The sequence below is a fragment of the Candidatus Pelagibacter communis genome (assembly GCF_012932795.1).
Classification (GTDB): Bacteria; Pseudomonadota; Alphaproteobacteria; order Pelagibacterales; family Pelagibacteraceae; genus Pelagibacter; species Pelagibacter ubique_S.
The window spans coordinates 202,836-226,689 of record NZ_LANA01000002.1 but is presented as its reverse complement, the minus strand read 5'-3'; the positions used below and the strand labels follow the sequence as shown (position 1 = coordinate 226,689).

General features: G+C 30.0%; 21 protein-coding genes and 4 tRNA genes. 4 read left to right on the top strand and 21 right to left on the bottom strand.

Translation table 11 applies throughout. The features are described from left to right. Window positions 1–2 precede the first annotated feature (2 nt). The 11 genes from rpoB to VP91_RS05160 all read right to left on the bottom strand — a co-directional run bounded on the left by rpoB (window position 3) and on the right by VP91_RS05160 (window position 8,432). Window positions 3–4,094: a DNA-directed RNA polymerase subunit beta gene (gene rpoB, locus VP91_RS05210; RefSeq protein WP_169036394.1), complete on the bottom strand. Its 4,092-nt coding sequence runs from the start codon at window positions 4,092–4,094 to the stop codon at window positions 3–5. Between the two features lie 55 nt (window positions 4,095–4,149). After that, window positions 4,150–4,515 (bottom strand): 50S ribosomal protein L7/L12, encoded by a 366-nt coding sequence (gene rplL, locus VP91_RS05205; RefSeq protein ID WP_169036393.1) that lies wholly within the window; start codon window positions 4,513–4,515, stop codon window positions 4,150–4,152. Between the two features lie 21 nt (window positions 4,516–4,536). Continuing rightward, window positions 4,537–5,043, bottom strand: coding sequence for a 50S ribosomal protein L10 (gene rplJ / locus VP91_RS05200; RefSeq protein ID WP_169036707.1), 507 nt, complete (start codon window positions 5,041–5,043; stop codon window positions 4,537–4,539). Between the two features lie 5 nt (window positions 5,044–5,048). After that, on the bottom strand, window positions 5,049–5,738 hold the full coding sequence (gene rplA, locus VP91_RS05195; RefSeq protein WP_169036392.1) for a 50S ribosomal protein L1: 690 nt from the start codon (window positions 5,736–5,738) through the stop codon (window positions 5,049–5,051). Next, the gene (rplK, locus tag VP91_RS05190; RefSeq protein WP_169036391.1) at window positions 5,738–6,163 is read right to left on the bottom strand and encodes a 50S ribosomal protein L11; all 426 of its coding nucleotides are present in this window, start codon (window positions 6,161–6,163) and stop codon (window positions 5,738–5,740) included. Before rplK ends, rplA begins: the two co-directional genes overlap by 1 nt. After that, window positions 6,163–6,693, bottom strand: a complete 531-nt coding sequence (gene nusG / locus VP91_RS05185; RefSeq protein WP_169036390.1) for a transcription termination/antitermination protein NusG — start codon at window positions 6,691–6,693, stop codon at window positions 6,163–6,165. Before nusG ends, rplK begins: the two co-directional genes overlap by 1 nt. After that, window positions 6,693–6,884 (bottom strand): preprotein translocase subunit SecE, encoded by a 192-nt coding sequence (secE, locus tag VP91_RS05180; protein ID WP_169036389.1) that lies wholly within the window; start codon window positions 6,882–6,884, stop codon window positions 6,693–6,695. The genes nusG and secE overlap by 1 nt, the downstream gene beginning before the upstream one ends. A gap of 19 nt (window positions 6,885–6,903) precedes the next feature. Further along, window positions 6,904–6,979 (bottom strand) — tRNA-Trp (locus VP91_RS05175). Between the two features lie 7 nt (window positions 6,980–6,986). Then, a complete protein-coding gene (gene tuf / locus VP91_RS05170) occupies window positions 6,987–8,177 on the bottom strand; it encodes an elongation factor Tu (RefSeq protein WP_169036388.1) in 1,191 nt (396 codons plus the stop codon). 48 nt (window positions 8,178–8,225) lie between these two features. After that, window positions 8,226–8,299, bottom strand: a tRNA-Gly gene (locus tag VP91_RS05165). Window positions 8,300–8,346: 47 nt separating this feature from the next. Next, a tRNA-Tyr gene (locus VP91_RS05160) sits at window positions 8,347–8,432 on the bottom strand. A 131-nt stretch (window positions 8,433–8,563) separates the two neighbouring features. Here VP91_RS05160 and rlmB point away from each other — a divergent pair. Next, on the top strand, window positions 8,564–9,310 hold the full coding sequence (gene rlmB, locus VP91_RS05155) for a 23S rRNA (guanosine(2251)-2'-O)-methyltransferase RlmB (protein WP_169036387.1): 747 nt from the start codon (window positions 8,564–8,566) through the stop codon (window positions 9,308–9,310). Window positions 9,311–9,752: 442 nt separating this feature from the next. Here the strand turns inward: rlmB and VP91_RS05150 are convergent, their stop codons facing one another. The 5 genes from VP91_RS05150 to VP91_RS05130 are packed head-to-tail and all read right to left on the bottom strand — an operon-like array spanning window position 9,753 to window position 14,732. Continuing rightward, entirely contained in the window at window positions 9,753–10,394 is a 642-nt protein-coding gene (locus VP91_RS05150; protein WP_169036386.1) for a hypothetical protein, read from the bottom strand. Then, window positions 10,391–13,486: a PDZ domain-containing protein gene (locus VP91_RS05145; protein WP_169036385.1), complete on the bottom strand. Its 3,096-nt coding sequence runs from the start codon at window positions 13,484–13,486 to the stop codon at window positions 10,391–10,393. Before VP91_RS05145 ends, VP91_RS05150 begins: the two co-directional genes overlap by 4 nt. 6 nt (window positions 13,487–13,492) lie before the next feature. Next, entirely contained in the window at window positions 13,493–13,780 is a 288-nt protein-coding gene (locus tag VP91_RS05140) for a hypothetical protein (protein ID WP_169036384.1), read from the bottom strand. Continuing rightward, window positions 13,777–14,271, bottom strand: a complete 495-nt coding sequence (locus VP91_RS05135; RefSeq protein WP_169036383.1) for a hypothetical protein — start codon at window positions 14,269–14,271, stop codon at window positions 13,777–13,779. Before VP91_RS05135 ends, VP91_RS05140 begins: the two co-directional genes overlap by 4 nt. A 2-nt stretch (window positions 14,272–14,273) precedes the next feature. Beyond that, window positions 14,274–14,732, bottom strand: a complete 459-nt coding sequence (locus tag VP91_RS05130) for a hypothetical protein (RefSeq protein WP_169036382.1) — start codon at window positions 14,730–14,732, stop codon at window positions 14,274–14,276. Between the two features lie 337 nt (window positions 14,733–15,069). Here VP91_RS05130 and VP91_RS05125 point away from each other — a divergent pair. Beyond that, window positions 15,070–15,145, top strand: a tRNA-Thr gene (locus tag VP91_RS05125). 129 nt (window positions 15,146–15,274) lie between these two features. Here the strand turns inward: VP91_RS05125 and VP91_RS05120 are convergent. Genes VP91_RS05120 through VP91_RS05105 form a run of 4 tightly spaced genes read right to left on the bottom strand, consistent with a single transcriptional unit; the run spans window position 15,275 to window position 21,227 of the window. Continuing rightward, window positions 15,275–15,454 carry a hypothetical protein gene (locus tag VP91_RS05120; RefSeq protein WP_169036381.1) on the bottom strand — a complete coding sequence of 60 codons (180 nt, stop codon included), beginning with the start codon at window positions 15,452–15,454 and terminating at the stop codon, window positions 15,275–15,277. Further along, entirely contained in the window at window positions 15,454–16,641 is a 1,188-nt protein-coding gene (locus VP91_RS05115) for a GIY-YIG nuclease family protein (protein WP_169036380.1), read from the bottom strand. The genes VP91_RS05120 and VP91_RS05115 overlap by 1 nt, the downstream gene beginning before the upstream one ends. A 5-nt stretch (window positions 16,642–16,646) precedes the next feature. Beyond that, window positions 16,647–18,563 carry a DEAD/DEAH box helicase gene (locus tag VP91_RS05110; RefSeq protein WP_169036379.1) on the bottom strand — a complete coding sequence of 639 codons (1,917 nt, stop codon included), beginning with the start codon at window positions 18,561–18,563 and terminating at the stop codon, window positions 16,647–16,649. Beyond that, window positions 18,564–21,227 carry a class I SAM-dependent DNA methyltransferase gene (locus VP91_RS05105; protein WP_169036378.1) on the bottom strand — a complete coding sequence of 888 codons (2,664 nt, stop codon included), beginning with the start codon at window positions 21,225–21,227 and terminating at the stop codon, window positions 18,564–18,566. Window positions 21,228–21,715: 488 nt separating this feature from the next. On the opposite strand from VP91_RS05105, the gene VP91_RS05100 reads away from it, so the two are divergent. Both VP91_RS05100 and VP91_RS05095 read left to right on the top strand, forming a co-directional pair. Continuing rightward, window positions 21,716–22,228 carry a hypothetical protein gene (locus VP91_RS05100; protein WP_248289226.1) on the top strand — a complete coding sequence of 171 codons (513 nt, stop codon included), beginning with the start codon at window positions 21,716–21,718 and terminating at the stop codon, window positions 22,226–22,228. A 3-nt stretch (window positions 22,229–22,231) separates the two neighbouring features. Further along, on the top strand, window positions 22,232–22,606 hold the full coding sequence (locus VP91_RS05095; protein WP_169036376.1) for a hypothetical protein: 375 nt from the start codon (window positions 22,232–22,234) through the stop codon (window positions 22,604–22,606). Between the two features lie 286 nt (window positions 22,607–22,892). Here VP91_RS05095 and VP91_RS05090 read toward each other — a convergent pair. Further along, window positions 22,893–23,854, bottom strand: a 962-nt coding sequence (locus VP91_RS05090; RefSeq protein WP_169036375.1) for a putative 2OG-Fe(II) oxygenase, incomplete at its 5' end; no start/stop codon positions are given.

The following is a 23,854-nucleotide window of genomic DNA, read 5'->3' as shown; positions in this document are numbered from 1 at the left end:
ATTTAGTTCAACTCTATATTAAGTGCTAATGATTTTATTTCTTTAACTAATACATTGAAAGATTCAGGTATTCCTGATTCAAAATTCTCCTCACCCTTAACTATAGTTTCATAAACTTTAACTCTTCCTGCTACGTCGTCTGATTTAACAGTTAAAATTTCTTGTAAGGTATAAGAGGCACCATAAGCTTCAAGCGCCCAAACTTCCATTTCACCAAATCTCTGTCCACCTAACTGAGCTTTTCCTCCCAACGGTTGTTGTGTAACAAGACTATAAGGTCCTGTGGATCTAGCATGGATTTTATCTTCAACTAGGTGATGAAGTTTTAACATATAAATAATTCCTACCGTTACGGGTCTATCAAACATTTCACCTGTTCTTCCATCCCATAGATGTGTTTGGCCCGAAGTTGGCAAATTAGCTATTTTAAGCATTTCTGAAACATCTTTTTCTTTAGCACCATCAAATACTGGGGTAGCTATAGCTATTCCATCTTGTAAGTTTTCACACAAATCTTTAAATTCTATTTTATTTAGTTTGTCGATACTGCTATCAAAAATTTCTTTACCATAAACTGATTTTAAAAATTTTGATATTTTTTCTGTTTTTTCAATTCTTTTATTATTATCATTAATTAAACGTTTAACCTCTTCACCAAATTCCTTACATGCCCATCCTAAATGGGTTTCTAAAATTTGACCGACATTCATACGACTTGGTACACCAAGTGGATTTAACACAATATCAACTGGTCTTCCATCTTCTCTATAAGGCATATCTTCAACCGGAACAATTTTACTCACAACTCCTTTATTTCCATGTCTACCTGACATTTTATCACCTGGTCTCAACCTTCTTTTTATAGCAACAAAAACTTTAACCATTTTCATTACACTTGGTAATAAATCATCTCCACTTCTAATCTTTAAAACTTTGTCTTCAAATCTTTCTAAAATATCTTGCTTGGCCGTGTTGTATTGATCTTTTAACTGAGCGATGCTTGCTTCATCTTTAACATTTCCGACAGTGATTTTAAAAACATCATTGATGTTGATTTTATTTATAGTTTCTAAGTCAAGTTTAGTGCCATTTTCTAAATCTTTTATTTTTTTAGTTAATGAAGCACCTGATAAAATTTGATTAGCTCTTTGTTTGATACTTCTTTCTAAAATTTCTTCCTCAACAATCTTATCTTGTTGAACTGTTTCAATTTCTGCTCTTTCAATAGTAATTGATCTTTCATCTTTTTCTATTCCATGTCTATTAAAAACACGGACGTCAACAACAGTTCCGCTGCTACCCCTAGACATTTTTAAAGAAGTATCAGTAACATCTATCGCTTTTTCACCAAAAATTGATCTCAATAATTTTTCCTCAGGTCCTGACGCAGAATCTCCTTTTGGGGTTACTTTTCCAACTAAAATATCACCTGCTTTAACCTCAGCTCCAATATAAACAATTCCAGATTCGTCTAAATTTTTTAAAGCTTCTTCGTTAACATTTGGAATATCTCTAGTTATATCTTCTTCACCTAGTTTTGTATCTCTAGCCATAACTTCGTATTCAACTATATGAACAGAAGTAAATACATCGTCTGTTACACATCTTTCAGAAATTAAAATCGAATCTTCAAAATTATATCCTTGCCAAGGCATAAAGGCTACAGTTACGTTTTTACCAAGTGCTAACTCACCAAGTTTTGTTGAGGGTCCATCCGCAATAATATCTCCAGATCTTACTTTATCTCCAACTCTAACTAGTGGTTTTTGGTTTATACAAGTATTCTGGTTAGATCTTTTAAATTTTTGTAAATTATGAATATCAACACCAGATTTGGTAAAATCAGTTTCGTCTGTTGCTTTAATTACAATTCTTTTTCCATCAATTTTATCTACAATACCATCACGTTTTGCAACAATAGTAACACCTGAGTCTAAAGCAACATCACTTTCGATACCTGTACCTACCAGAGGAGATTCTGGTTTTAATAAGGGAACTGCTTGCCGCATCATATTAGACCCCATCAATGCTCTATTAGCGTCATCATTTTCTAAAAAAGGTATTAAAGATGCAGCAACAGAAACTAATTGTTTTGGAGATACATCTATATAATCAATATTATCTGGCTTAGACAAAATAAAATTTAGGTTTTCTCTACAAGAAACGAGTTCCTCTAAAATTTTTCCATTTTTATCAACCTTAGTATTAGCTTGAGCTATAGTATGTTTTGTTTCTTCCATAGCTGATAAATATTCAACTTTATCTTCAACAGTACCATTTTTAACTTTTTTATAAGGACTCTCAATAAAACCATATTTATTAATTTTTGCATAAGTAGATAGACTATTTATTAGTCCAATGTTTGGTCCCTCAGGAGTTTCTATTGGACAAATTCTACCATAGTGGGTTGGGTGAACATCACGAACTTCAAATCCAGCTCTTTCACGAGTTAACCCACCTGGTCCTAAAGCAGAAACTCTTCTTTTATGGGTTATTTCAGAAAGTGGATTTGTTTGATCCATGAATTGTGAAAGTTGGGAGCTCACAAAAAAATCTTTAAGTGAAACAGTTAAAGGTTTTGCATTAATCAAATCCTGGGGCATGGCTGACTCGATATCTAGAGTCGTCATTTTTTCTTTAATAGCTCTCTCCATTCTATAAACACCTATTCGAGCTTGGTTTTCAACCAACTCTCCTACAGATCTAACTCTTCTATTTCCTAAATGGTCAATATCATCAACTTCGTCTTTTCCATCTCTTAATTCTAGCATTTTATGAATAATAGCTACAATATCGTCATTTCTTAAAATCGTTACTTTATCTGAGCATTCTAAGCCAAGTCTTGAATTCATTTTTACTCTACCAACATCAGAAAGGTCATATCTTTCGGAACTAAAAAATAAATTGTTAAAAATTTGTGTGGCAATTTCAGGTGTAGGCGGTTCTCCTGGTCTTAAAACTTTATAAACTTCAGTTACTGCTTCATCTTTAGTGTTATTTTTATCATTTAAAATAGTTGTTAATAAATAAGGTCCTTTGTTTATTGAATTTGTTATGGAAATTTCAATTGAAGATATTTTTGAATCAATGATTTTATTAATGATAGTGTCATTTAGTTCTGTTCCAATTCCAAAATTATCCTCTTCTTCTGCATCATTAGTTTTAACTTCACTATGTAAAAATTTTCCATATAGTGATTCTTGTGAAACTAAAATATCTTTTAAGCCATCACTAGCTAGTTTTTTGGCAGTTAAATAGTTTACTTTATCTCCTAATTTAATAACAACATTGCCTGTTTTAATGTCTACAACCTCTTCAGAAAAATTTTTTGCCTTGTAGTTTTCTGGATTAAATTTTGTTTTCCATTTACCAGTTTTACTATCAAATGAATAAGTTTCTTTACTATAAAATTCATCAGCAATTTCCGATTTGGTAAATCCTAATGCCATCAATAAAGTTGATATAAAAATTTTTTTCTTTCTATCTATCTTAAAATATAAAAAATCTTTTACGTCATACTCTAAGTCTAACCAAGAGCCTCTATTAGGTATAACCCTGCAATTAAAAAGAAGCTTACCACTTGCATGGGATTTTCCTTTATCATGGTCAAAGAATACACCTGGACTTCTATGCATTTGATTAACAACTACTCTTTGAACTCCATTAGTTATAAAAGTTCCACTATCTGTCATCATAGGAACTTCACCCATATAGACTTCTTGTTCTTTTGCTGATAAAATATCCTTTGTATTCTTTTCTTGATCTATTTCATAAACAACTAATCTTAATGTACATTTAAGAGCTGACGTAAAAGACAAACCTCTCTGTATACATTCTTCGGTATCAAATTTTGGTTTTTCTAATCTATATGATACATATTCCAGCGTCCCTTTATCATTAAGATCTTCTATTGGAAAAATACTTTTAAAAACTCTGTCAAAACCTTTAGATAAATCTCCAGCTTGAGAGTCAAAATCTGTTAATTGTTTATAAGAATTTTTCTGAACTTCTATTAAATTAGGTATAGATAGAGTTTCAGTTAATTTACCAAAACTTTTTCTGATATTTTTTTTTTCAGTAAAAGATAATTGCATTTATAAATAGTTATTGATTAAAAATTAATCAATAATTAAGTTCTTTCTAATTAATTTATTTAAGTTCTACTTTTGCGCCGGCTGCTTCTAATTTAGTTTTAAGCTCTTCAGCATCTTTTTTATTTACACCAGATTTAACTTCTTTAGGTGCACCTTCAACTAGATCTTTTGCTTCTTTAAGACCTAAAGATGTTGCTGCTCTAACTTCTTTGATAACATTAATTTTTTTATCACCAGCTGAAACTAACATAACTGTAAACTCATCTTTTGCTTCTTCAGCTGCTCCACCTGCCGCTGCCGCTGGTGCTGCTGCAGCCATAGCTGTAACACCCCATTTTTCTTCAAGTTGCTTAGAAAGATCAGCTGCTTCCACTACAGTCAAACTTGATAAATCTTCAATAATTTTATTTAAATCAGGCATATTTTTTTTATTTCTTTATGGTTATTTTTCAGAATTTTCTGGTGACAAAATACTCATTTTTTCAGATCGTGCAAGTAAAATACTTACAAATTTAGATGCAGGTGTTGCTAGAATTCCCACAATATTAGCACGCGCCTCGTCTAAAGTTGGTAAATTGGCAACATTTTGAACTCCAGCTTGATCCAAAACATCATTTCCCATTATTCCACCTAATAACTTCAAGTTTTCATTTGTTTTAGCGAACTTTGATAAAATTCTTGCTGAAATGATGGCATCGTCAGAAAATGCTACAGCTGTAGCGCCTGCAAATAAATTAGAAAGGTCTTTACACTTAGTTTTTTCTATTGCTAGTTTAGTTATTCTGTTTTTAGTAATTTTAAATATAATTCCATGTTCTCTCATTTGAGATCTTAGTTCATCAAGTTGTGACATTGTAAGCCCCTGGTAATGAGTAACTAATACAGCTTCATGGTTTTGAAACTGAGATTCCATCTCTGTGATATATGCTTTTTTTTGTTCTCGACTCATCATGACTAAATAACTTTTCCTAATTTAATTTTGTAAGACACGCCCATACTTGATGTTACAAAAGTATTTTTTATTAAATCACCTTTTAAAGTTAGATTACCCTTTTCTTTGTCTAAAGCATCAAGAATTGCATTATAATTTTTCAACAATTGATCGTCATGGAAAGATTTTTTACCAATACTAACACCAATATTTCCATCTTTATCATTTCTGATTTCAGCTTGACCAGATTTAGCATCTGTAACTGCTTGTTTCACATTGTCAGAAACAGAACCAAGTTTAGGGTTAGGCATAAGTCCCTTTGGTCCCAAAACTTTTCCAAGTTTAGAAAGTTTAATCATCATGCCTGGCGTACAAATCAATTTTTCAAAATTTAATTCACCAGCCTTAATTTGCTCGATAAATTCTTCACTGCCTACTATATCAGCACCTGCATCTTTGGCTTCCTGAGTTTTGTCGTCTTCACAAACAACAGCAACCTTTACATTTTTACCATTACCACCTGGTAAATTAACTACAGTTCTAATATTAACTTCACCTTTTTTCTGTTTGTTATTTACTTGGAGGCTTAAATCAATAGACTCATCAAATTTTGTCGTGCAGTTTTTTTTAATCACTGGCAATAATTTTTCAATTGATTCGGATGTTAAGTCTTTTGTTTTTTCTGGTAATTTACTAAATCTTTTTGAAGCCATTAGTCTTTAACCTCTATTCCCATTGATCTTGCTGAGCCTTCAATGATTTTAACTGCTTGTTCCAAATCATGTGCATTAAGATCTTTCATTTTTTGTGTTGCAATATCTTCAGCTTGTTTTTTTGAAATTGATCCAGCTATACTTCTTCCTGGTTCTTTTGATCCACCTTTTAATTTAGCAGCTTCTTTAATAAAGTGAGATGCTGGTGGTGATTTAATTTCAAAATCAAATTTTTTATCTTTATAAACTGTAATAATTACTGGAATTGGTTTTCCAGCAAATGCCTTGGTCTTATCGTTAAAAGCTTTACAAAATTCCATTATGTTAATTCCACGTTGACCTAAAGCAGGTCCAACCGGTGGAGCTGGATTTGCTTGACCACCCAAAATTTGTAATTTTATGTAGCCACTAATTTCTTTTGCCATTAACTTGCTTTCTCTACTTGGTTATATTCTAAATCAACAGGAGTAGGTCTTCCAAAAATTGATACTGAAACTTTTAATCTAGATTTCTCTTCATCAATATCTTCAACCATTCCACTGAATGATGCAAAAGGTCCATCAACAACCTGAACCTTTTCACCAATGCTGTATTCTATACCAGATTTTGGCTGTGCTACACCATCTTTTATTTGACCTAGAATTTTTTCTATTTCCTTGTCAGATACTGGTACGGGAATGCCTTTAGAGCCTAAAAAACCACTAACTCTCTTTAAATTTTTAATTAAATGATAAAGACCATTATCCATCTCACATTTTATTAAAACATAACCTGGAAAGTACTTCTTTTTTCTTTGAATTCTCTTTCCTCTTTTAACTTCAGTTACATCATGAGTTGGAACAACGATTTCTTCAACTTTGTCTGCAATTTTAGCTTTTTCAGCTTCTTCTTTTATTAATCCAGCAACTTTATTCTCAAAATTTGAGTGAGATTGAACAATATACCAATTTTTCATCAAATACTTACCTTTAGTAATGCTTCCAATAAAAACTTTAGAAATTGATCAAGAAGTAAAAAGAAAAGCGACATAACCAAAGCCATAGCAAATACCATTAAAGCACCTTGCATAGTCTCTTTTCCAGTTGGCCAAGAAACTTTAAAAGCCTCTTGCTTAACTTCTTGAATAAATTTAATTGGGTTTTTCATAATATATCATTCAGCTTATTGGCAGGAGCGGAGGGACTCGAACCCTCAGCCTCCGGTTTTGGAGACCGGCGCTCTACCAATTGAGCTACACTCCTATAGAGTTTACTCTATAATTTTTGTTACTACTCCAGCTCCAACTGTTCTACCACCTTCACGGATAGCAAAATTTAGTTTTTCACTCATCGCGATTGGAGTAATTAAAGTAACTGTGAATTTAGCATCATCACCAGGCATAACCATTTCAGTTCCTGCTGGCAATGTTACTTCACCTGTTACATCTGTTGTTCTAAAGTAAAACTGTGGTCTGTATTTAGTAAAGAAAGGAGTATGTCTTCCACCCTCATCTTTTTTAAGTACATAAGCCTGAGCTTCAAATTTAGTATGTGGTGTAATTGAACCAGGTTTACAAAGGACTTGTCCTCTTTGAATGTCATCCCGCTCAACACCTCTTAATAAGATACCAACGTTATCACCAGCCTCACCTGAGTCTAAAAGTTTTCTAAACATTTCAACACCAGTACAAACTGATTTTTTAGTTTCAGTAACACCAACAATTTCAACTTCTTCACCTGTTTTAATAACACCAGATTCAATTCTTCCAGTTGCTACAGTTCCCCTGCCAGAAATTGAGAAAACATCCTCAACAGGCATTAGAAAAGGTTTGTCTTTGTCTCTAGTTGGTTGAGGAATAAATTCATCAACTGCTTTCATTAATTCTAAAATAGAATTTTTTCCAATTTCATCATCTCTTTTTTCTACGGCTGCTAATGCTGAACCTTTAATGATTGGAGTTTTGTCACCTGGATATTTATATGAAGTTAAAAGTTCTCTAATTTCTTCTTCTACAAGTTCAATCATGTCTTTATCATCAACTTGGTCTACTTTGTTTAAGTAAACAACAATTGAAGGAATACCAACTTGTCTTCCTAAAAGAATGTGTTCTCTAGTTTGAGGCATAGGACCGTCAGCTGCGTTAACAACTAAAATTGCTCCATCCATTTGAGCTGCACCTGTAATCATATTTTTTACATAGTCAGCGTGACCTGGGCAATCTACGTGTGCGTAGTGTCTTTTTTCAGTTTCGTACTCAACGTGAGCAGTTGAAATTGTAATCCCTCTTTCTTTTTCCTCAGGGGCTTTATCAATCTGATCGTAAGCAACAGCTTTTGCTCCACCAGCTTCTGATAGAGTGATTGTAATTGCAGCAGTTAATGTTGTTTTACCATGGTCGACATGACCAATTGTACCAATGTTACAGTGTGGTTTATTTCTTACGAACTTTTCTTTTGACATTACTTTTTTACCTCAGTTTTAGTTTTTATTAATAATTTCTTTTTTTCTTGGAGCGGGTAAAGAGAATCGAACTCTTACATCCAGCTTGGAAGGCTAGCGTTCTACCATTGAACTACACCCGCACAACATCAAGAATAACACTCCATTGTTATTAAAAAAATTTATTGAATGGTGGAGGGGGAAAGATTCGAACTTTCGAAGACCGAAGTCAACGGGTTTACAGCCCGCCCCATTTGACCGCTCTGGAACCCCTCCTTTTTGGGGAAGTGTCCCCTTGTTCAATAAAAGCTTCAAACAACAGCCGTTTTATATATTTTTATTATGCAATTGCAACACGAGATTTACTGTGAAAATGCAGGAAAATACGTATAAAACAAGGATAATTTATGAATAAATCATCTTTTTTAATCGTTGGTCAACATGCTGTTATTGAGGCTTTAAGAAACCCAAAAAGAAAGGTTTTAAAAGTTTTTTTAACGGAAGAAAGTAAAAAAAATATTCATAGAAAAAACCCAAAGAAAAATGTTCTTGAGGACGTTAAGGTTTATTTTAAATCAAAAAAAGAATTAGATAAGTACACTTCTAAAGATCAAATCATGCACGGTGGGTACATTGCAGAAGTGGAGCATATCGATCAACCCGACTTAAAAGAATTTATAAAAGGAAAAAACAAATTAACATTTGTTTGTATTGATGAAGTAACTGACCCAAGAAATATTGGATCATTAATTAGAAGTGCCTCTTCATTTCATATTGACGGATTAATAGTTAAAGAAAGACAGTTCCCCTCTGATAGTAAGCTTATGTATAAAGCAGCGAGTGGATGTATGGAGCATATTAATATTTTTGAGGTGTCAAACATAAATTCAACACTTAAAAATTTAAGAGAAAAGAATTTTTGGGTTTATGGGTTTGATGCAAGAGGGGAAAAAGACTTTACCGACATCAAATGGGAAGGAAAAAATGTTCTTTTATTTGGATCTGAGGGTTTTGGTATGAGGGAACATACTGGAAAGTACACAGATTTTTTTGTTAAGATAGATATAAATAAGGATGTAGAAAGCTTAAATATCTCAAATAGTGCAGCAATTGTGTTTCATCATTTAAGTTATTTAAAAAAAATTCTTGATTAGTATAAGATTTCTTAATAGAAATCAGATAAGCCCTTGTAGCTCAGCTGGTAGAGCAATTGATTTGTAATCAGTGGTCTTTAAATAATCATCCGCACACATGTTATTCATCTAGTAAATACTAGCATCATTTAAGCAAAAAAGATTCAGTTATTTTATTCATCCAAACACCGACAAGAACAAGACAGATTCAATTATTTAAATTAAAATTATAGTAAAAAATATTACAAAAATATAACCTTATTAAAAAGGAGAAAATATGGATATAGGTTTAGCGATACTAATGGGAATGGCAGTTCTTTTAATAATGATTTATTTGTCTACACGTTCAATAGTAGAGGTACTTAATCATTGGGGCAAAAGAAACGATGATGCTCAAGGACATATAATGGAAAAATTAGATAGCGTTAATAAGGAACTACGAGATAAGTTACCAATGAGATAGTTAATTTCTTGGAGGAAGTATAACCATAGTCTTAGTAAAGTGGTCTCTAAATTTTTGTGTGTAACTATAGTTTTTGGTAAGTGCCAACATTCCATTTAAAAATTCGTAACTTTGTTTTCCTAAATTTGAAACATCTTGTTTTTGCCATTCTAAATATTTGTCTATAAATTCTTCAGAATAATAACCATTATCTCTCTTGTATTCATTCCAACATTCTAGGTGAAATTCTGCATAGTAAAAGAATTCATCTTTTTTATGTTCAACTTTATAATCAATAGTTTTTTCATTTAAAGCCTGAATATTTGATGCCTCAGCTAGCACTTCATTCAATAGCATATAAAGTTTCATATTAATCTCATCTGCTAAATTACTTAACTTACTTTTAAGCTCTGTAGGACCCATCAAACTTTTGTCTATATTATTATCTACTTTATATTGTTTTATTGCTTTTTCTCGATCTGATAACTCCATCATTATTCCCGATTTTCTAGTTTTTGTTATTATAATTTCAGGGTATGCGTTTAAATTTTTGATATATTTAATATCAGCACAATGAGATAAGGCTTGACGTAAATTATTTTCCTCTCTTGAACAGCCTGCAATAATTAATCCAATTATTAAAATTGATAAAACATTTTTCACTTAGCACCTAACTTAACGTTTAGATCAATTCTTTTTCCTTTTCTAATAACTTTAAAATCTACAATTTGATCAGCTTTTAGTTGGCTTAAGAGATAAAGTAATTCTTCTTTGGTAGCTATAATTTTATTATTCAAAGAAAGAATAATGTCACCAGACTTAACACCTGCGAGAGAAGCTGGACCATCTTCAGTAACAGTATCAATAACTACAACTGAATTATTATCTTTATCAATTTGCTTAATTCTTACTCCTAGCCATCCATTTCTATCGTCTCTTGTTTTATCTGGATCTGTATAATTTAAGACCTCTATGTCTTTATTAAAACCTCCAACAAATCTTATGATACGTGGAAGTGGTAACGAGTCCTCACCAACAGCCTGCCCTTCAACTAATCTCCATTTAGTAACAGCATCAATAAACTCTTTTGGTAGATTCTTATATTTATCATGTGCCTGAGATAAGACTAACCAATCATCAGACTCAACTGCATTGTCAGTTTTATCAGGTTGGTAACTTTGATGTCTTATTAGGGCTATTACGTAATTAACTTCTGTATCAATAAAAACTAAACCTTTTTTAGTACAGTTTTTATACTCACAACCACTGATCACAACATACCTCTTATCTTTTGATATTGTATATCCACCATTAGCTCTTTGAAATATACTCAGAAGTTCATCAACAACAGTTCCATCCATACCTAAATCTTCCCATACAAAAGATTTCATGTCATTAATTTGATAATCTAAAAATTCTTCAAATCTTTTATCTTTATCTTCATTTAATAAATCTTTTGAATCTTTGAATTCTGTCTGTACAGCAAACCATTTAGCATCATCAAAGCCATATTCCATTACGTATGACGAGTGGAAAAAATAACAATTTCTAGCTAGTTCTTTAAGTGTTTCGTAAGTTTTTTGTTTAAAACAATTCTTTTTAAGATTTGGTATCTCCCAAACTATTGGTGGAAAATCATCCCATGCTAATTCTCTTTTTTCTCTAGCTCTTAAAGCATCTTTAATTTGATCGCTGATAGCAAGATCATCGATACTGCTAGCTAAATTGGTTTGAAAAATATTATCACCAAACTCATAGAATAAATCCCAGTGATAGTTAGCTAATAAATCCTTGTAAATATTATCAAAGTTTGCCCTAGTATATTTATTAAGTACTTCAGTTTCATAAAAACGAGCTAAAATATTTACCATTCTTGCTGGACTTATCTGTAATACATCTATTTTTTCATGTAGCTCTTCGTATGTATCAATAGATTTAAAACCATTAACATGATCTAGTTCATAAAACTTTTGACCTTGATAATAATAATTAGCAGCGTTAGATGATCCAGTAATTTTTACTGCGTCTGAAATTATTAATTTTTTTGAATTAATGGTTGCTTTATAAAATGGGCTCACGTTTAAACTAGTTAGTTTTTGCTCAATAGATATCTTGTTATTTTTTTTAACAGGTAAGAATATTCTTAATGCTGTAAAATTAGGATTAATATTTTCACAATATTGATCCCAACCAACACCCCATGCAACTACTTTACCTTTATGTTTAAGTTCATATAGGGAACTAGCACCACTTATTTTTCTCGTTGCAAGAACATGACCATCATTATCTCTTATCATTAAGTCTCTAAAATTTGAGACAGATATATCTATTTTATTACCATCAAGATTGATCGTAGAATTAGCTATTGTTTGAAACTTTCTTTCGTACTTACTTTTTTCTAATTTAGTAATTCTATTAGGAACTTCAGTGACTATGTTTTGTATATTAAATGGCTTGTCATAATATTTTTTTGGATCTGGACCACATGCGTTTAGATAAACATTCTGGTCTTTGGCAAATGTAGTCATAGCATCTTCATCAAAACGTCCTATGTAATTAGTATCAAAAGTATATTTCCTTTTATGGGTCGTCATCATGTTGGTGATCAGTAATTCATCATTAGAATACATTTCAGCTTTCAATCCTCTATCGTTGGAACCCTTTACGTACCAATATTTATTTTTATGGATGATCAAAGCTTCAGACGTATAGACACAACTCTCACCACATTTTTGATCTACTAATGAACTCATTTCATATTTTTCATAAGTAAGATTATTAGTTAGTGATTTAGATGTTTCTTTATTTAAAATTATTTTTTGAGGTTTTAAAGGTTTGTCAGATAAAAATGATTTTACAGGATAAGTTTTTTGATGCTCTTCAAACTTTTTAACTAAACAATCAACGTCTAGATTTTTTCCAATAAAAACTTCAACTTCTGTAATATTGGCTATGGCACTGGTAAAAGGGTATGAACGTTTATATTTACTGCACGTTGTTAAGTAATTAGCATAAGTAGTAGACTGATCTACATATCTTTTTTCAAAGCTGTTTAATTGAGTTTTATCTCCTTCTCGGAATGAAGTAACAGCAGCTGTCATAGTTTGAGCACCCATTGAATAGGCTCCATCCTTTTGAAACCTGATCACAAGATCCATGTAGCCATCATTGTTTGCATCAGCATAAAAATGATCAATAATATTTATCCAATTATTTTTAAGATCATCTTCACCCTCGTATTCGATCTTAACTAAATTACAAGGTTCTGAAGTACACTTTGGCTCCTCCATAGATTCTTCATATGTGATAATTTTTTCAACACCGCATCTTCTGCTTATTTCGTATAGGGTAACTCTTTTTTCGTTCTTAATATCAATCTTGCATGATCGTTCCTTATTTTTAGGAATTTCTAATTTAAAAAACTTATTACTAAGGTATTTGAAATATAATTTTTCTATATCAAGTTTACCCCAGCTTTCTTGAATATAATCGTATTTAGCTTCAGTCTTAAACTCAGCACGCATTTTCATGGTAGCACAATAGTTTTCTATTCCTCTACCTGTATTAAATGTTGCCTGATCATATTGACCAAGATCAATATTCTTAGACTCATATTCTTTACAAATTTCTACTATTTGATTAGTGCTTAATTCTTTATTAGATAATTTATCGCTGTACTCATAAATTACGTCATCTGAAAATGCTACGTTTGAAAAGAATAAAGTAAAAAAAATAAGTGATAAAAGTTTTTTCATAACTTTTTATTTAGACCTATATTTAATAAATTCAAAATACAAACCTTGTAGTATTTTATAAGAGGCATAGAAAAATCCTATTAATATCAAAACAATGAAAGGATTAGGAAAAGAAAAAGATTTAATTGTCATAAATAAGTATATTCCTAAATAATCAAGCTCAACATTGTTTCCAATTAAAATTTGATAAGAAAAATAAGATGCGGTTAAAAATAGTGCCAAGAGAAAGAATGTTTCAAATATAACTCTTAAAAGTGTCACTAAAGAAAAAAGTATAATTAAAAGTTTTTTCATTTATTACCCCACTTTAATTCAAAACCATAAGGAGTTTCACTATGTAATTTTTCACAATTAATTAGGAAATTAGCATACTCTTCATTTTTAGTTTTTTTATTGATACTAGTTTTCTTCACGATTTCATCAGCATATAAACCATAATGATTATAACCAGCTATAATGTAATTCCTTGCTCTATACCTCATGTCACTAAAGCCTTTTAATACTTGTTCTGGTACCTCTTTACCTTCATATGCTTTAGCAGCTTTATCTGCTTTTTCATTTAATGCGTAGCCTTGGTTCAAAAGTTCTTCACCTCTTTTAATTTTTCCCCAATTACGCACAATTGTACCTCTCGCACTACCCATTGTTTTTTTATAAGACTTATCCTCATAATTAATAAAAGTTTCATCAGCACAATTTTCAAGAGCAATTTCTTTTTTATTTTTTGAGAATGCGGAAGTAATACAAACTAAACTTAAGAATATTGTTAATAATAATTTTTTCATAGTTAATCCTCATGATCAAATTGGCTAGTAGCAACATTAAGAGTTAATTTGAGTTTTTTGATAATATTACCAATATTATTTGGATGCATACCACCTCCTTTGAAATCTTCTTCAGTTTTAAATGTTTTTTCCCATCTTCTAACTCTATTATCAATTGTTTTATTAATGACTGTGCCCATACCAATATAGACCATGTCATCTTTTTTATATTTTGGTTTACACTCACAATTAAAGATATCACAATCACACAGAAAAGCTGAAACCATAGCGTAATCTGTTTTTCCATCAATCAAACACAAAACCTTAACGTAAGCTAAAGTTTTCTTTCCAGCATCATTCACTATCATGTGAAGAATTTTTCCATGGTACAAAGATTTTGGTTTTAACTCATCGTTGGTAAAAAACTTTTCCATGTATTCAAAACACGCATCTACAGATTTAAAGACTAGCTTATCTTTCATGTCCCTTTTGTAATTGTTAGATAAATTATTATTAAAATTATTAACCCAAAACCTAATATTCCCCAACCAAGCCAGTTTGGAGTCCCCTCATAACAGAGAAACTCTACCTTACAAAAACCAGTTATAAATTTATTCCACATATCTAAAAGACTAACAAATCCTTAACCACGACTCAAATTGATTAATTATCTCACACCGACAAGAACAAGACAGATTAGTCCCAAACAGTCTACAACAAGCTATAAAGTTATAAATCAGAGAATTACCTTTTAATAACCAAACCTTTTAATTGTTGATTTAATTGACTTTTAACATTAAAAACTTCAGTGATACGAATGCCCTTGTAGCTCAGCTGGTAGAGCAATTGATTTGTAATCAATAGGTCCGCGGTTCGACTCCGTGCGGGGGCACCACACAATCCTTTACTTATTTCACTTTTTGAACTTTTAAAAAAAACCTATAAGAAAAAATAGTAGAACAAAGACTATACAAAGGAAGAAAGTAGAACTCACTGAAGTGAAATTGAAGTGAAATTGTTTTTATTAATGTAAAACATTATCTAGGATATTTATGGTCACATAACGATGACATTCATCACTTTCAACATCAAACTCTATTTGTGGATCTATATCTCCCGCTATAACATCTGACATAAAAGTTATATAATCACCTAGCTCATTATCTGTTGCGTAATAGTCGAATGTTTTTTTAAACTTTATCATTAGAGATGTAATATTTTATTTGATAAGTGATCGAATTTATAGTTATGAATTTGATTGTTAATAGTTAACTGGATTATTTCATCAATAATATTTAATGAAACAATATACCATTCTTTTGGCATTTTATAGTTTCCTTTTTTATCAGCTATCTTTACATCAAGACATCTTTCTGAAAAAAAATTATGAATTATGCTTTCAAATTTTTGAGGATCTAAATTAAAAGTTTTATATGCGGACATAATTTTAACTGGTGCCATTAAAAATGTTGTTTCATTTTCTGCATTTTCAATTCTTGTTTCAATTGAAGTTGTGCAATATCCAATCTTATACAAATCCCTTATTGAATTAATTTCAGCTTTTTTACTTAACGATGACAATACATAAATATGGCCAGTAGCATTATCTTTGTCAGTAATACCATTAAAACCTTTGGTGAATTCGTCCAACGCTTCATCATTAGATTGAATAACCGTACTTCCATTATTATAAAGTTCTTTACCCAGTGATCTTAAATACATATTTGACTCTAATCCATTCTCAAAGATACAGCGGATTCTTGGATCAAGCCTTTTTCGTTTACCTTGTGTTTTATCATTAAATTCTTTTACAATTGGATCTTCAATTTTTTCTAAAAATAATAAAATTCCATCTAAAACAAAGTATCTACCTTCTTTTAAATGATGCTCCTTATGAGTTATTAGTTTTCTTTTTCCTTCCTTAATTTCTTTTTGCATTGTTTTAAAATTATTCTCATAATCTTTAAAATTCTCACATGGTTTTCTTCTTGCTACAAAATCAGTTTTATTTTTATTTTTTGGTATATTTTTTAAATCAAAAATATTTACTGGATCATCATCGAGTAAACCAAGCACATCGTTACTTAAAATATCATCAACAGTTATATTTTCTTTAACATTTTCAAGTAAATTATGTCTATCTAAATCTTTTAAAATTGAAGCTTTGCCAAAATCTTTCTTTAATTCTTTTAAACGTGAAAATAATTTTCTTTCAGAAATATCAATACTTTCTTCAGGTTCCCTTTCATTTTCATCTATAAATTTATTTATCTCTTCAAAGGAAACTTTTAACCTTTGATCTGTTGTAATTGATTGAGATTTACGAATTTTTAAAATACCTAATGGATCATCTTTTAATATTTTTTTAAGTTCGTTGTCAAAATCTAACATTTAGGTTATTTATTCTGTTGTCTCTTTTTATTTTTCAAAAAAACTATTGCTTCAGCCATTCTTCTTTCAATTGGGTCTCTTGAATTTAATTTAGGTTCTCTATTGTGTTTTTTAATGAAATCTGCAATTTTTTTATAAAGTAAAACCGCTTCCTGATCTGTCATAATTATTTTTTGAGATTCTATAGTTTCGCTAATCACTTTTAATAATTTTGTGGTTACATTTTTGGATAAAACCTCAAAAGCTTTTTGAAATGGATTAACCTGGTCTATTAAATCAATATGTAATTGATCAATATTAATAAACTTATCCGCCATTCTAACAAATCTTTTGTCTCCAACTTCCTTTATTTCTCCATTTTTAATTACAGAATCAACCAAAACATGTTGTCTAACTTCTTCGATTTCTTCTTTTGAAAGTTCTGGATATTTAGTTTGAATTATCTTTGGAATTAAAACTTGATTAATTACCTGAGGATCCATATTTCCTGGAATAGCTTTTATCATTTGGTCATCTTGAAGTATTGTTGCTTTTAAATCATTTAAATCACTTTCTAAAATTTGTTTAACTTTTTTTGAACTTGGTTCCTTAAATCCACCTATTTCGATTGTTCCAGGATCAACATTACCACTACTTGTTTTTGTTTTAAAATTAACATGTGGGGCTAATACTTGTTCCATTAGTAATGAAGCTGTTATAGCTTTCAACATATTATTCACCGAAAGTTTTACCTCACTATCAGAAACATCAGGTTGAGCTATCAAGTTTGTAAATTGAGAGTGACTTTTATTTTCGCTATCTCTTGTGGCTCTCCCAATTATCTGGATAATTTCGGTCAATGAACCACGATACCCAATTGTCAGTGCATGTTCACAGAAAGGCCAATCAAATCCTTCTTTAGCCATACCAAGAGCGATTATAATATCAATATCATCTACATCTTTAATCTTCCTGAGATAATTAATAATTTTTTCTCTATCATTATTATTGTCATTAACTAAATCAGCTACTTTTATAATTTTTCCATCTTCTCTTTTAACATGAATAACCCCAGTTTCTGGATCCTGCTTATCTATATTACCTATAAAATCTAATATTGTATCTACTTCATCGTGTTTAAGTTTCGTTGACTCTCCAGCATTAACATTAGGGATATGAACAATAGTTTTTTGATCGGTATCTAAAACCTCTTTTATAGCTGAAAGATATTTACCCTGATAAAAGTGATAACCAATACCAAGAGATTTTAAATATTTATAACCGTTAAGTTGTTCATAATAATTGTAGGTTACAGGAGTAAACTTCATTTCATCTTCAGGCAGTAATACTGGGATATTATCTCCTCTAAAATATGAACCAGTCATTGCAATAATATGGGCATTTGTTTTATTCATTATTTTACTCAAAACTTCACCTAATTTATTTTCTATTGCAGCTGAAACATGATGAAATTCATCAATAGCTATTAAAGTATCATTGAAGACAGATACATCTAGCTGATTAAATGCAAATCTTAAAGTTGCATGTGTGCATATTAATATGGCCTCAGATTTATCTTCTATGAATGTTCTGAAAGCTCTAACTTTTTTATGATCACCTCCTGGTGTGCATAGATTATAATCTTCATTATAATCCCAATCTGCAAAAAAACCATGATCTACTAGCTTGGTCCTATCAAAAGAACCTCCAATAGATCGTTCTGGAACTGCAACAATTACTTTTTTTATCCCTTGATTATAAAGTTTATCCAAACCTAAAAACATAAGAGCTCTTGATTTTCCAGAAGCAGGTGGTGCTTTTAAAAGTAAATACTGAGAATTTCTATCCTCAAATGCCCTTTTCTGCATTTCTCTCATTCCAAGAGAATCTATGTTTAAACTTTTACCAGTTTGTTGATATGTTACATCTACAAAATTTTTCATTTAGATTAAATTTCTTTTATTATTTTCATACATTTCAAATAGAAATTTTACTCTATCATCATCAGATTTAAATTCATCATTCCGGTAGCATTTATCTATTACATTATCTATATTTTTATGAGCACTTTTTAATAAATTGGGCATGGTTTTATTATTATATAGTTGAGCTATAGTTAAATCAGGAAATTTTTCTCTAATATCAATAATATCAAAAGCTATTTTTTCAAGATTTTTTTTAGTTTGGATATCAATTTTGGGAATTGGGAAGGGATTATAACAAAAAGATGATGAATAATTAAAATCCGATCTCATTCTTCCACTTACAACACTAACCCAAGACATGTGCATTTTTGAAGACACAAATGAAAAAATGAAAATTTCTGGATTATATAAAGCATGCGCATTGTTATTTATTACATATGAGCTATCCACGAATCCAACAGGTATATAGTTTCTTTCACCTGATGACACACAAGGAATTATTAAAGCTGAACTGGGCGGGTGCTGTATTCCAATAAATTTATGAGCTCTTTCAGCAGCTTTATTTGTACTTTTAGATCTACTTGTTAATCTAAATTCTTTTACTTTTTTAATTCTTTCATTGATTAAATCAAATTTCTTTATATTTTCTAAATCTTTGTCTTCTATCCATAAACACCACCGTTCTATTCCTTTAATAAACTCTTGTGCTCCTATATATTTTTTAACATATTGTTTTGCCTCAGGAAACTTTGTTAAAATTTTTTCTTTTTCTTCATATGATAAAATAAAATTTCCATTATCTGTTGGTTTATTACCATAAATCATTTTAGGTTTATCAAATAAGGGATCGTGAGTTCTATTTACAATTGTATTATTATCTAAATCTATTAAATAAGGATTAATATTTTTTACAAATCTGAAAGTAGACTTTTCAAATATTCTTTTTTTATTATCTGCTTTATTTGATAAACAAATAATTACACAGGTTACACCTGCTTTGGCTTTTGCATTATTTTTCCAATGAAATGATTTATAAGCAAATTCAATTTCAATATCCAAATCAAGAATGTTTGGCCACAAACTAATAACTTGTTCACCCTGAGTTATCGAATTAGTTGATACAAAGGCTAATTTAGAATTTGAGTCCTTTATATATTTTGATCCTTTTATAAACCAACAAGAAATATAATCTAAATTTTTATAATTTTTTTTTCCTTTAAAAATTTTTTCAATTTCAAATCTTTGTTTTTTCGTTTGCCATGTTGAACCTAGATAAGGAGGATTTCCAATTAAATAGGTAATCTTTTTTTTATCCTTAGGACAAATTTTATCCCAGTCTATTTCATTGGAGTTTTCACAATATATATTACCTGAAGTTGTTAAGGGCAAAGTAGCTTTGGTTTCACCTAAAACATCTTTAAAATATAAATTTATTTGATGTTGAGCTATCCATAAAGAAAGCTTTGCTGACTCATGGGCATAGTCATCAATTTCAATACCATAAAATTGATTTAAACTAATTCCTGATTTCATTATTAGCCATTGATTTGAATCAATAGTTTGTAATTTTTTAAAAATTTCTAGCTCAATCTTACAAAGTTCTTTAAAACTAATGACTAAAAAATTCCCTGAACCACAAGCAGGATCAAAGATCCTAGTGTTGTAAATCTTTAACAAAATTAAATTCAATTTTTTTTTATTGTCATGTGCCTCCTCTAAATTACTATAAAGTTCATCAAGGAATAATGGTTTTATAATTTTCAAAATATTTTCAACAGAAGTATAGTGGATTCCAAATTCGTCACGTTTATCTTGACTTACTACAGCTTGCATCATAGACCCCAAAATATCTGGATTTATCAATGACCAGTCAAGGTCACCTATTTCGATCAATAATTTCCTAGACTCTTTAGAAAATTTTGGAATATTTATTTTTTCTTCAAATAATCCACCATTAACATAAGGAAATTTTGTTAAATAAACTGGTATATCAGATCTTTTTTCTAAGTTTAAAACTTCGAATAGATTTTGAAAAAAAGTATCTAAATCATCTCCATTTTCTTGGGTATATGAAATAATTGATTTTGTAAAAAGTCTTTCTTCAAATATTTCAGAATCTTCAGAAAAAAAACAAAATAAAATTTTAGAAAAAAATAAGTTTAAGTGATGTTTGGATCTTTCATTATCATTTAATTTTGGATTATCTTTAATTAAAATATCAAATAATTTTCCCATTTTATAAGCAGCTTTTACATCGGCTAAATTTTCGCTTATATTTTCTGCTTTTTCCAGTCCAGTTAATGGCATGAAAAAATTTGCATTTAAATAAATTTTATTTATATCAATATCTAAAGTGTCATGATTTTTTAAATCTTTAGCTAAAAACGTGTTAAAATCAGTTACAATTAAAAATCTAACTTTAAATTTTTCTGCATTTTTATTTTTTGATAAATCATCAATCACATAATGAACATCATCTTCTTTTCTAATTTTCTTAAAATAGATCTTTTTACTCCAAATTATCTCATCTTCTTTTTTTGATTTATTATAATCACCTTTTTTAAGTCGATTGATTGAAGATTTAGGTTGATCAAAAGCCAATAAAAAATCATAAATAAAATTTTCTTTGTCGAAATTTGTGATGAGTTTTTTTAAATTATTCTCAATTTTAGATAAACTCATTTTTTCAACATATCAAATTTTTAATGCAAAACTAGATTTATTAAATTCATAAATTAAACAATATTGGAGCAGATTTTAAACAAACATATATGTTTAAAATAGAATCATGCATTGGATTTCATTCCTTTTTTCGCGTTTACGTTTTTTTTCCTTACATTCCTCTTTACGTAGACCTCTTGATTGGAAGAGGAGTGAAACCATTACCAACTACAAATTACTTACCTTAAAAAATACAACCAACAATAGGAGTTTTGATATATGGAAATAGACCGTATTAATAAATACTGTCATGTAAGTGCTTATATAGCTTACGATAACTGCAGCCCAGTTTACAAACAAACTTTTAAATTTGAAATTAGCCCAAGCGACCATAATTCTATTATTTGGGACAAAATAATAAGGACCCTTAAAAAAATTGGTGTAAATGTGGAGCTTAAGTCTTGAAGCGGTTCCTTATCTTTGTTTCAGCCCACTTAATTCTTTTTTTAATGATAATTGCCTACCAAGCACAAGCTGAGGAAGAGTGGACAATAGATAGATATGAAACTCTATCTTATGCGAGAGTTAGTGGTGAAGTAGTTCATGGTGATAGTTTAAATTTCTTTATAGGATCGAGAGAAAATTGTGAAACTGTCTATAATAACTTTACCTTTGTCACTTATGAAAAACCTGGTGATATATATCAACTAGAGGGTAAAAATATTCCAATCAAAATTAATGGAGAAGATTTTACAGCTAAAGTTCAGGCAGTTAATCCTTTTTTAATTGGGTTTAGAGTTACTTTTTCCTTGGGAGAGTTTCCAGTTAAAGAATACATCCATCGCTTAAACAATTTTTATAAAAAAGAGAATAAGTATGAAATTGAGATAGTAGATGGGATCGACTTTAAAGCAGCAAAATATTTCGATATAACGACTAACAATTGGAAGTTAGATAAGCTTGTTCCGTCTGTATTAAAAGCTAATAAGCTTTGTGAAACCATTAGTCATTTGGATAGTTAGATAATGTTAAGAATTCTTATAATTATCTTATTATTATTGCCAACGACCTCAAATGCAGATCAAGGTTTAAAACTGTCATGTCTTAATATGAAGTCAGCTTTTGGAAGGAATTACGATCCTTTGAAATTCACATTACAAGCAGTAGGTCTTGAATATTTCGATGAAGAAAAAGATAAATTTGTAATGATTGAAGCAAACAAATTAGACATAGGTGAAAATCAAGTAACTGCAAGATTTGTAGATTATGAATTAGGCTTTCAAATGATCGTATTTGCAGGAGAGACAGAGCCTACTATGACAATGTCTAAATATGATTATAAAAATAAAAAGTTTTTAGAACACTATAAGTGCGATGTTGAAACGGGCAATATAGAGTAAAACAAGTGAAGTGAAATTGAAGTGAAATATCTTTAACCAACTTGACGTGAGTCTAGAAGTAAGTAGTATCAATAGTTAATGAATGTAAATTGTCTTTGCTTGTTGATTTGTAATCAATAGGTCCGCGGTTCGTCTCCGTGCGGGGGCACCATCACTCAATAAAATCAACACTTATTATTTTTGCTAAATCTAAATACTTTCAATTATTGTGTCACGCATGTGTCGAGATTACAGTTGGTTGATTATAAGCATTGCAAACGATATTAATTTTATCACAAATAAATATTTAGTTATTTGGTATGACATCAAATGCTAGAACTGTTCGGTCTTCTTGAGACTCAAATGGAATTGTGTAATGAAGTAAAGAAGCTGGAAAAAGACATAAACTCCCAGTTACAACATTTATAGTACTCTCTTGTTTTGTTTTTCTAAGTTTATTTTCTGTATCATCTAAACATACAACAATATTTCCACTGTCATTCTTTACTTTTCTTGGAACATTTATGTAAATACTACCTGTAATCCAGCCCAAATCATGCATATGAGCTTTTATGCTACCTCCACTTTTCATATTTACAAGCCAACCATTTATTTTATAACTTGCTGGCCATTTTTTTAAAAAACCTTCTTTACTATTTTTAAAATGAATTCGATACTTTTCTAATTCTAAATGTATTATATTTTCTATTTGCTTAATATAAAAGCCCTTTATATCAAAAAAATTTCCTGAAGTTTGACGACCATTAGTTAGGTGACCTTGTGCTTTACTTCCAGTTGTTTTGTCTTTTAAAATATCATTAGCAGTTTTTATAAATATATTTTTAAAATCATATTTTTTAGATAGATCAGAAATCAAAACATATTTCAGCGGCTCATTACAGAATGGATTTAATCTATTAATTCCATATTTAATTTCTGAACGAGAGATTAGTGAGCCAATCACTGCATTTGTTTCACCTTGGTTTAACATGGTATCTAATTGTTTATAAAAATCAGGCTGTTGATTAGCTGAATATAAACACCTGAGTAAGTAATTTTTTCCTTCTTTAAAATTAATTAACTTAAAATGTTCTAAAGCTTCGAGGTATTTTTTTTTATTATATAACAATATTCCTAAATTATAGCGTGGTTCAATTAGGTTGGGGTTTAAGATTATTGCTTTTTTATAACACACTATAGCTTCATCATACCTGCCTAGGTCTTTTAAAGTATTACCTCTATTATTATGTGCTTCTACTAGCTTTGGAT

Coding starts and splice junctions, on each gene's coding strand:
- rpoB (WP_169036394.1), bottom strand. CDS start 4,094: ATGCAATTATCTTTTACTGAAAAAAAAAATATCAGAAAAAGTTTTGGT.
- rplL (WP_169036393.1), bottom strand. CDS start 4,515: ATGCCTGATTTAAATAAAATTATTGAAGATTTATCAAGTTTGACTGTA.
- rplJ (WP_169036707.1), bottom strand. CDS start 5,043: ATGAGTCGAGAACAAAAAAAAGCATATATCACAGAGATGGAATCTCAG.
- rplA (WP_169036392.1), bottom strand. CDS start 5,738: ATGGCTTCAAAAAGATTTAGTAAATTACCAGAAAAAACAAAAGACTTA.
- rplK (WP_169036391.1), bottom strand. CDS start 6,163: ATGGCAAAAGAAATTAGTGGCTACATAAAATTACAAATTTTGGGTGGT.
- nusG (WP_169036390.1), bottom strand. CDS start 6,693: ATGAAAAATTGGTATATTGTTCAATCTCACTCAAATTTTGAGAATAAA.
- secE (WP_169036389.1), bottom strand. CDS start 6,884: ATGAAAAACCCAATTAAATTTATTCAAGAAGTTAAGCAAGAGGCTTTT.
- tuf (WP_169036388.1), bottom strand. CDS start 8,177: ATGTCAAAAGAAAAGTTCGTAAGAAATAAACCACACTGTAACATTGGT.
- rlmB (WP_169036387.1), top strand. CDS start 8,564: ATGAATAAATCATCTTTTTTAATCGTTGGTCAACATGCTGTTATTGAG.
- VP91_RS05145 (WP_169036385.1), bottom strand. CDS start 13,486: ATGAAAAAACTTTTATCACTTATTTTTTTTACTTTATTCTTTTCAAAC.
- VP91_RS05140 (WP_169036384.1), bottom strand. CDS start 13,780: ATGAAAAAACTTTTAATTATACTTTTTTCTTTAGTGACACTTTTAAGA.
- VP91_RS05135 (WP_169036383.1), bottom strand. CDS start 14,271: ATGAAAAAATTATTATTAACAATATTCTTAAGTTTAGTTTGTATTACT.
- VP91_RS05130 (WP_169036382.1), bottom strand. CDS start 14,732: ATGAAAGATAAGCTAGTCTTTAAATCTGTAGATGCGTGTTTTGAATAC.
- VP91_RS05120 (WP_169036381.1), bottom strand. CDS start 15,454: ATGATAAAGTTTAAAAAAACATTCGACTATTACGCAACAGATAATGAG.
- VP91_RS05115 (WP_169036380.1), bottom strand. CDS start 16,641: ATGTTAGATTTTGACAACGAACTTAAAAAAATATTAAAAGATGATCCA.
- VP91_RS05110 (WP_169036379.1), bottom strand. CDS start 18,563: ATGAAAAATTTTGTAGATGTAACATATCAACAAACTGGTAAAAGTTTA.
- VP91_RS05105 (WP_169036378.1), bottom strand. CDS start 21,227: ATGAGTTTATCTAAAATTGAGAATAATTTAAAAAAACTCATCACAAAT.
- VP91_RS05100 (WP_248289226.1), top strand. CDS start 21,716: ATGATAATTGCCTACCAAGCACAAGCTGAGGAAGAGTGGACAATAGAT.
- VP91_RS05095 (WP_169036376.1), top strand. CDS start 22,232: ATGTTAAGAATTCTTATAATTATCTTATTATTATTGCCAACGACCTCA.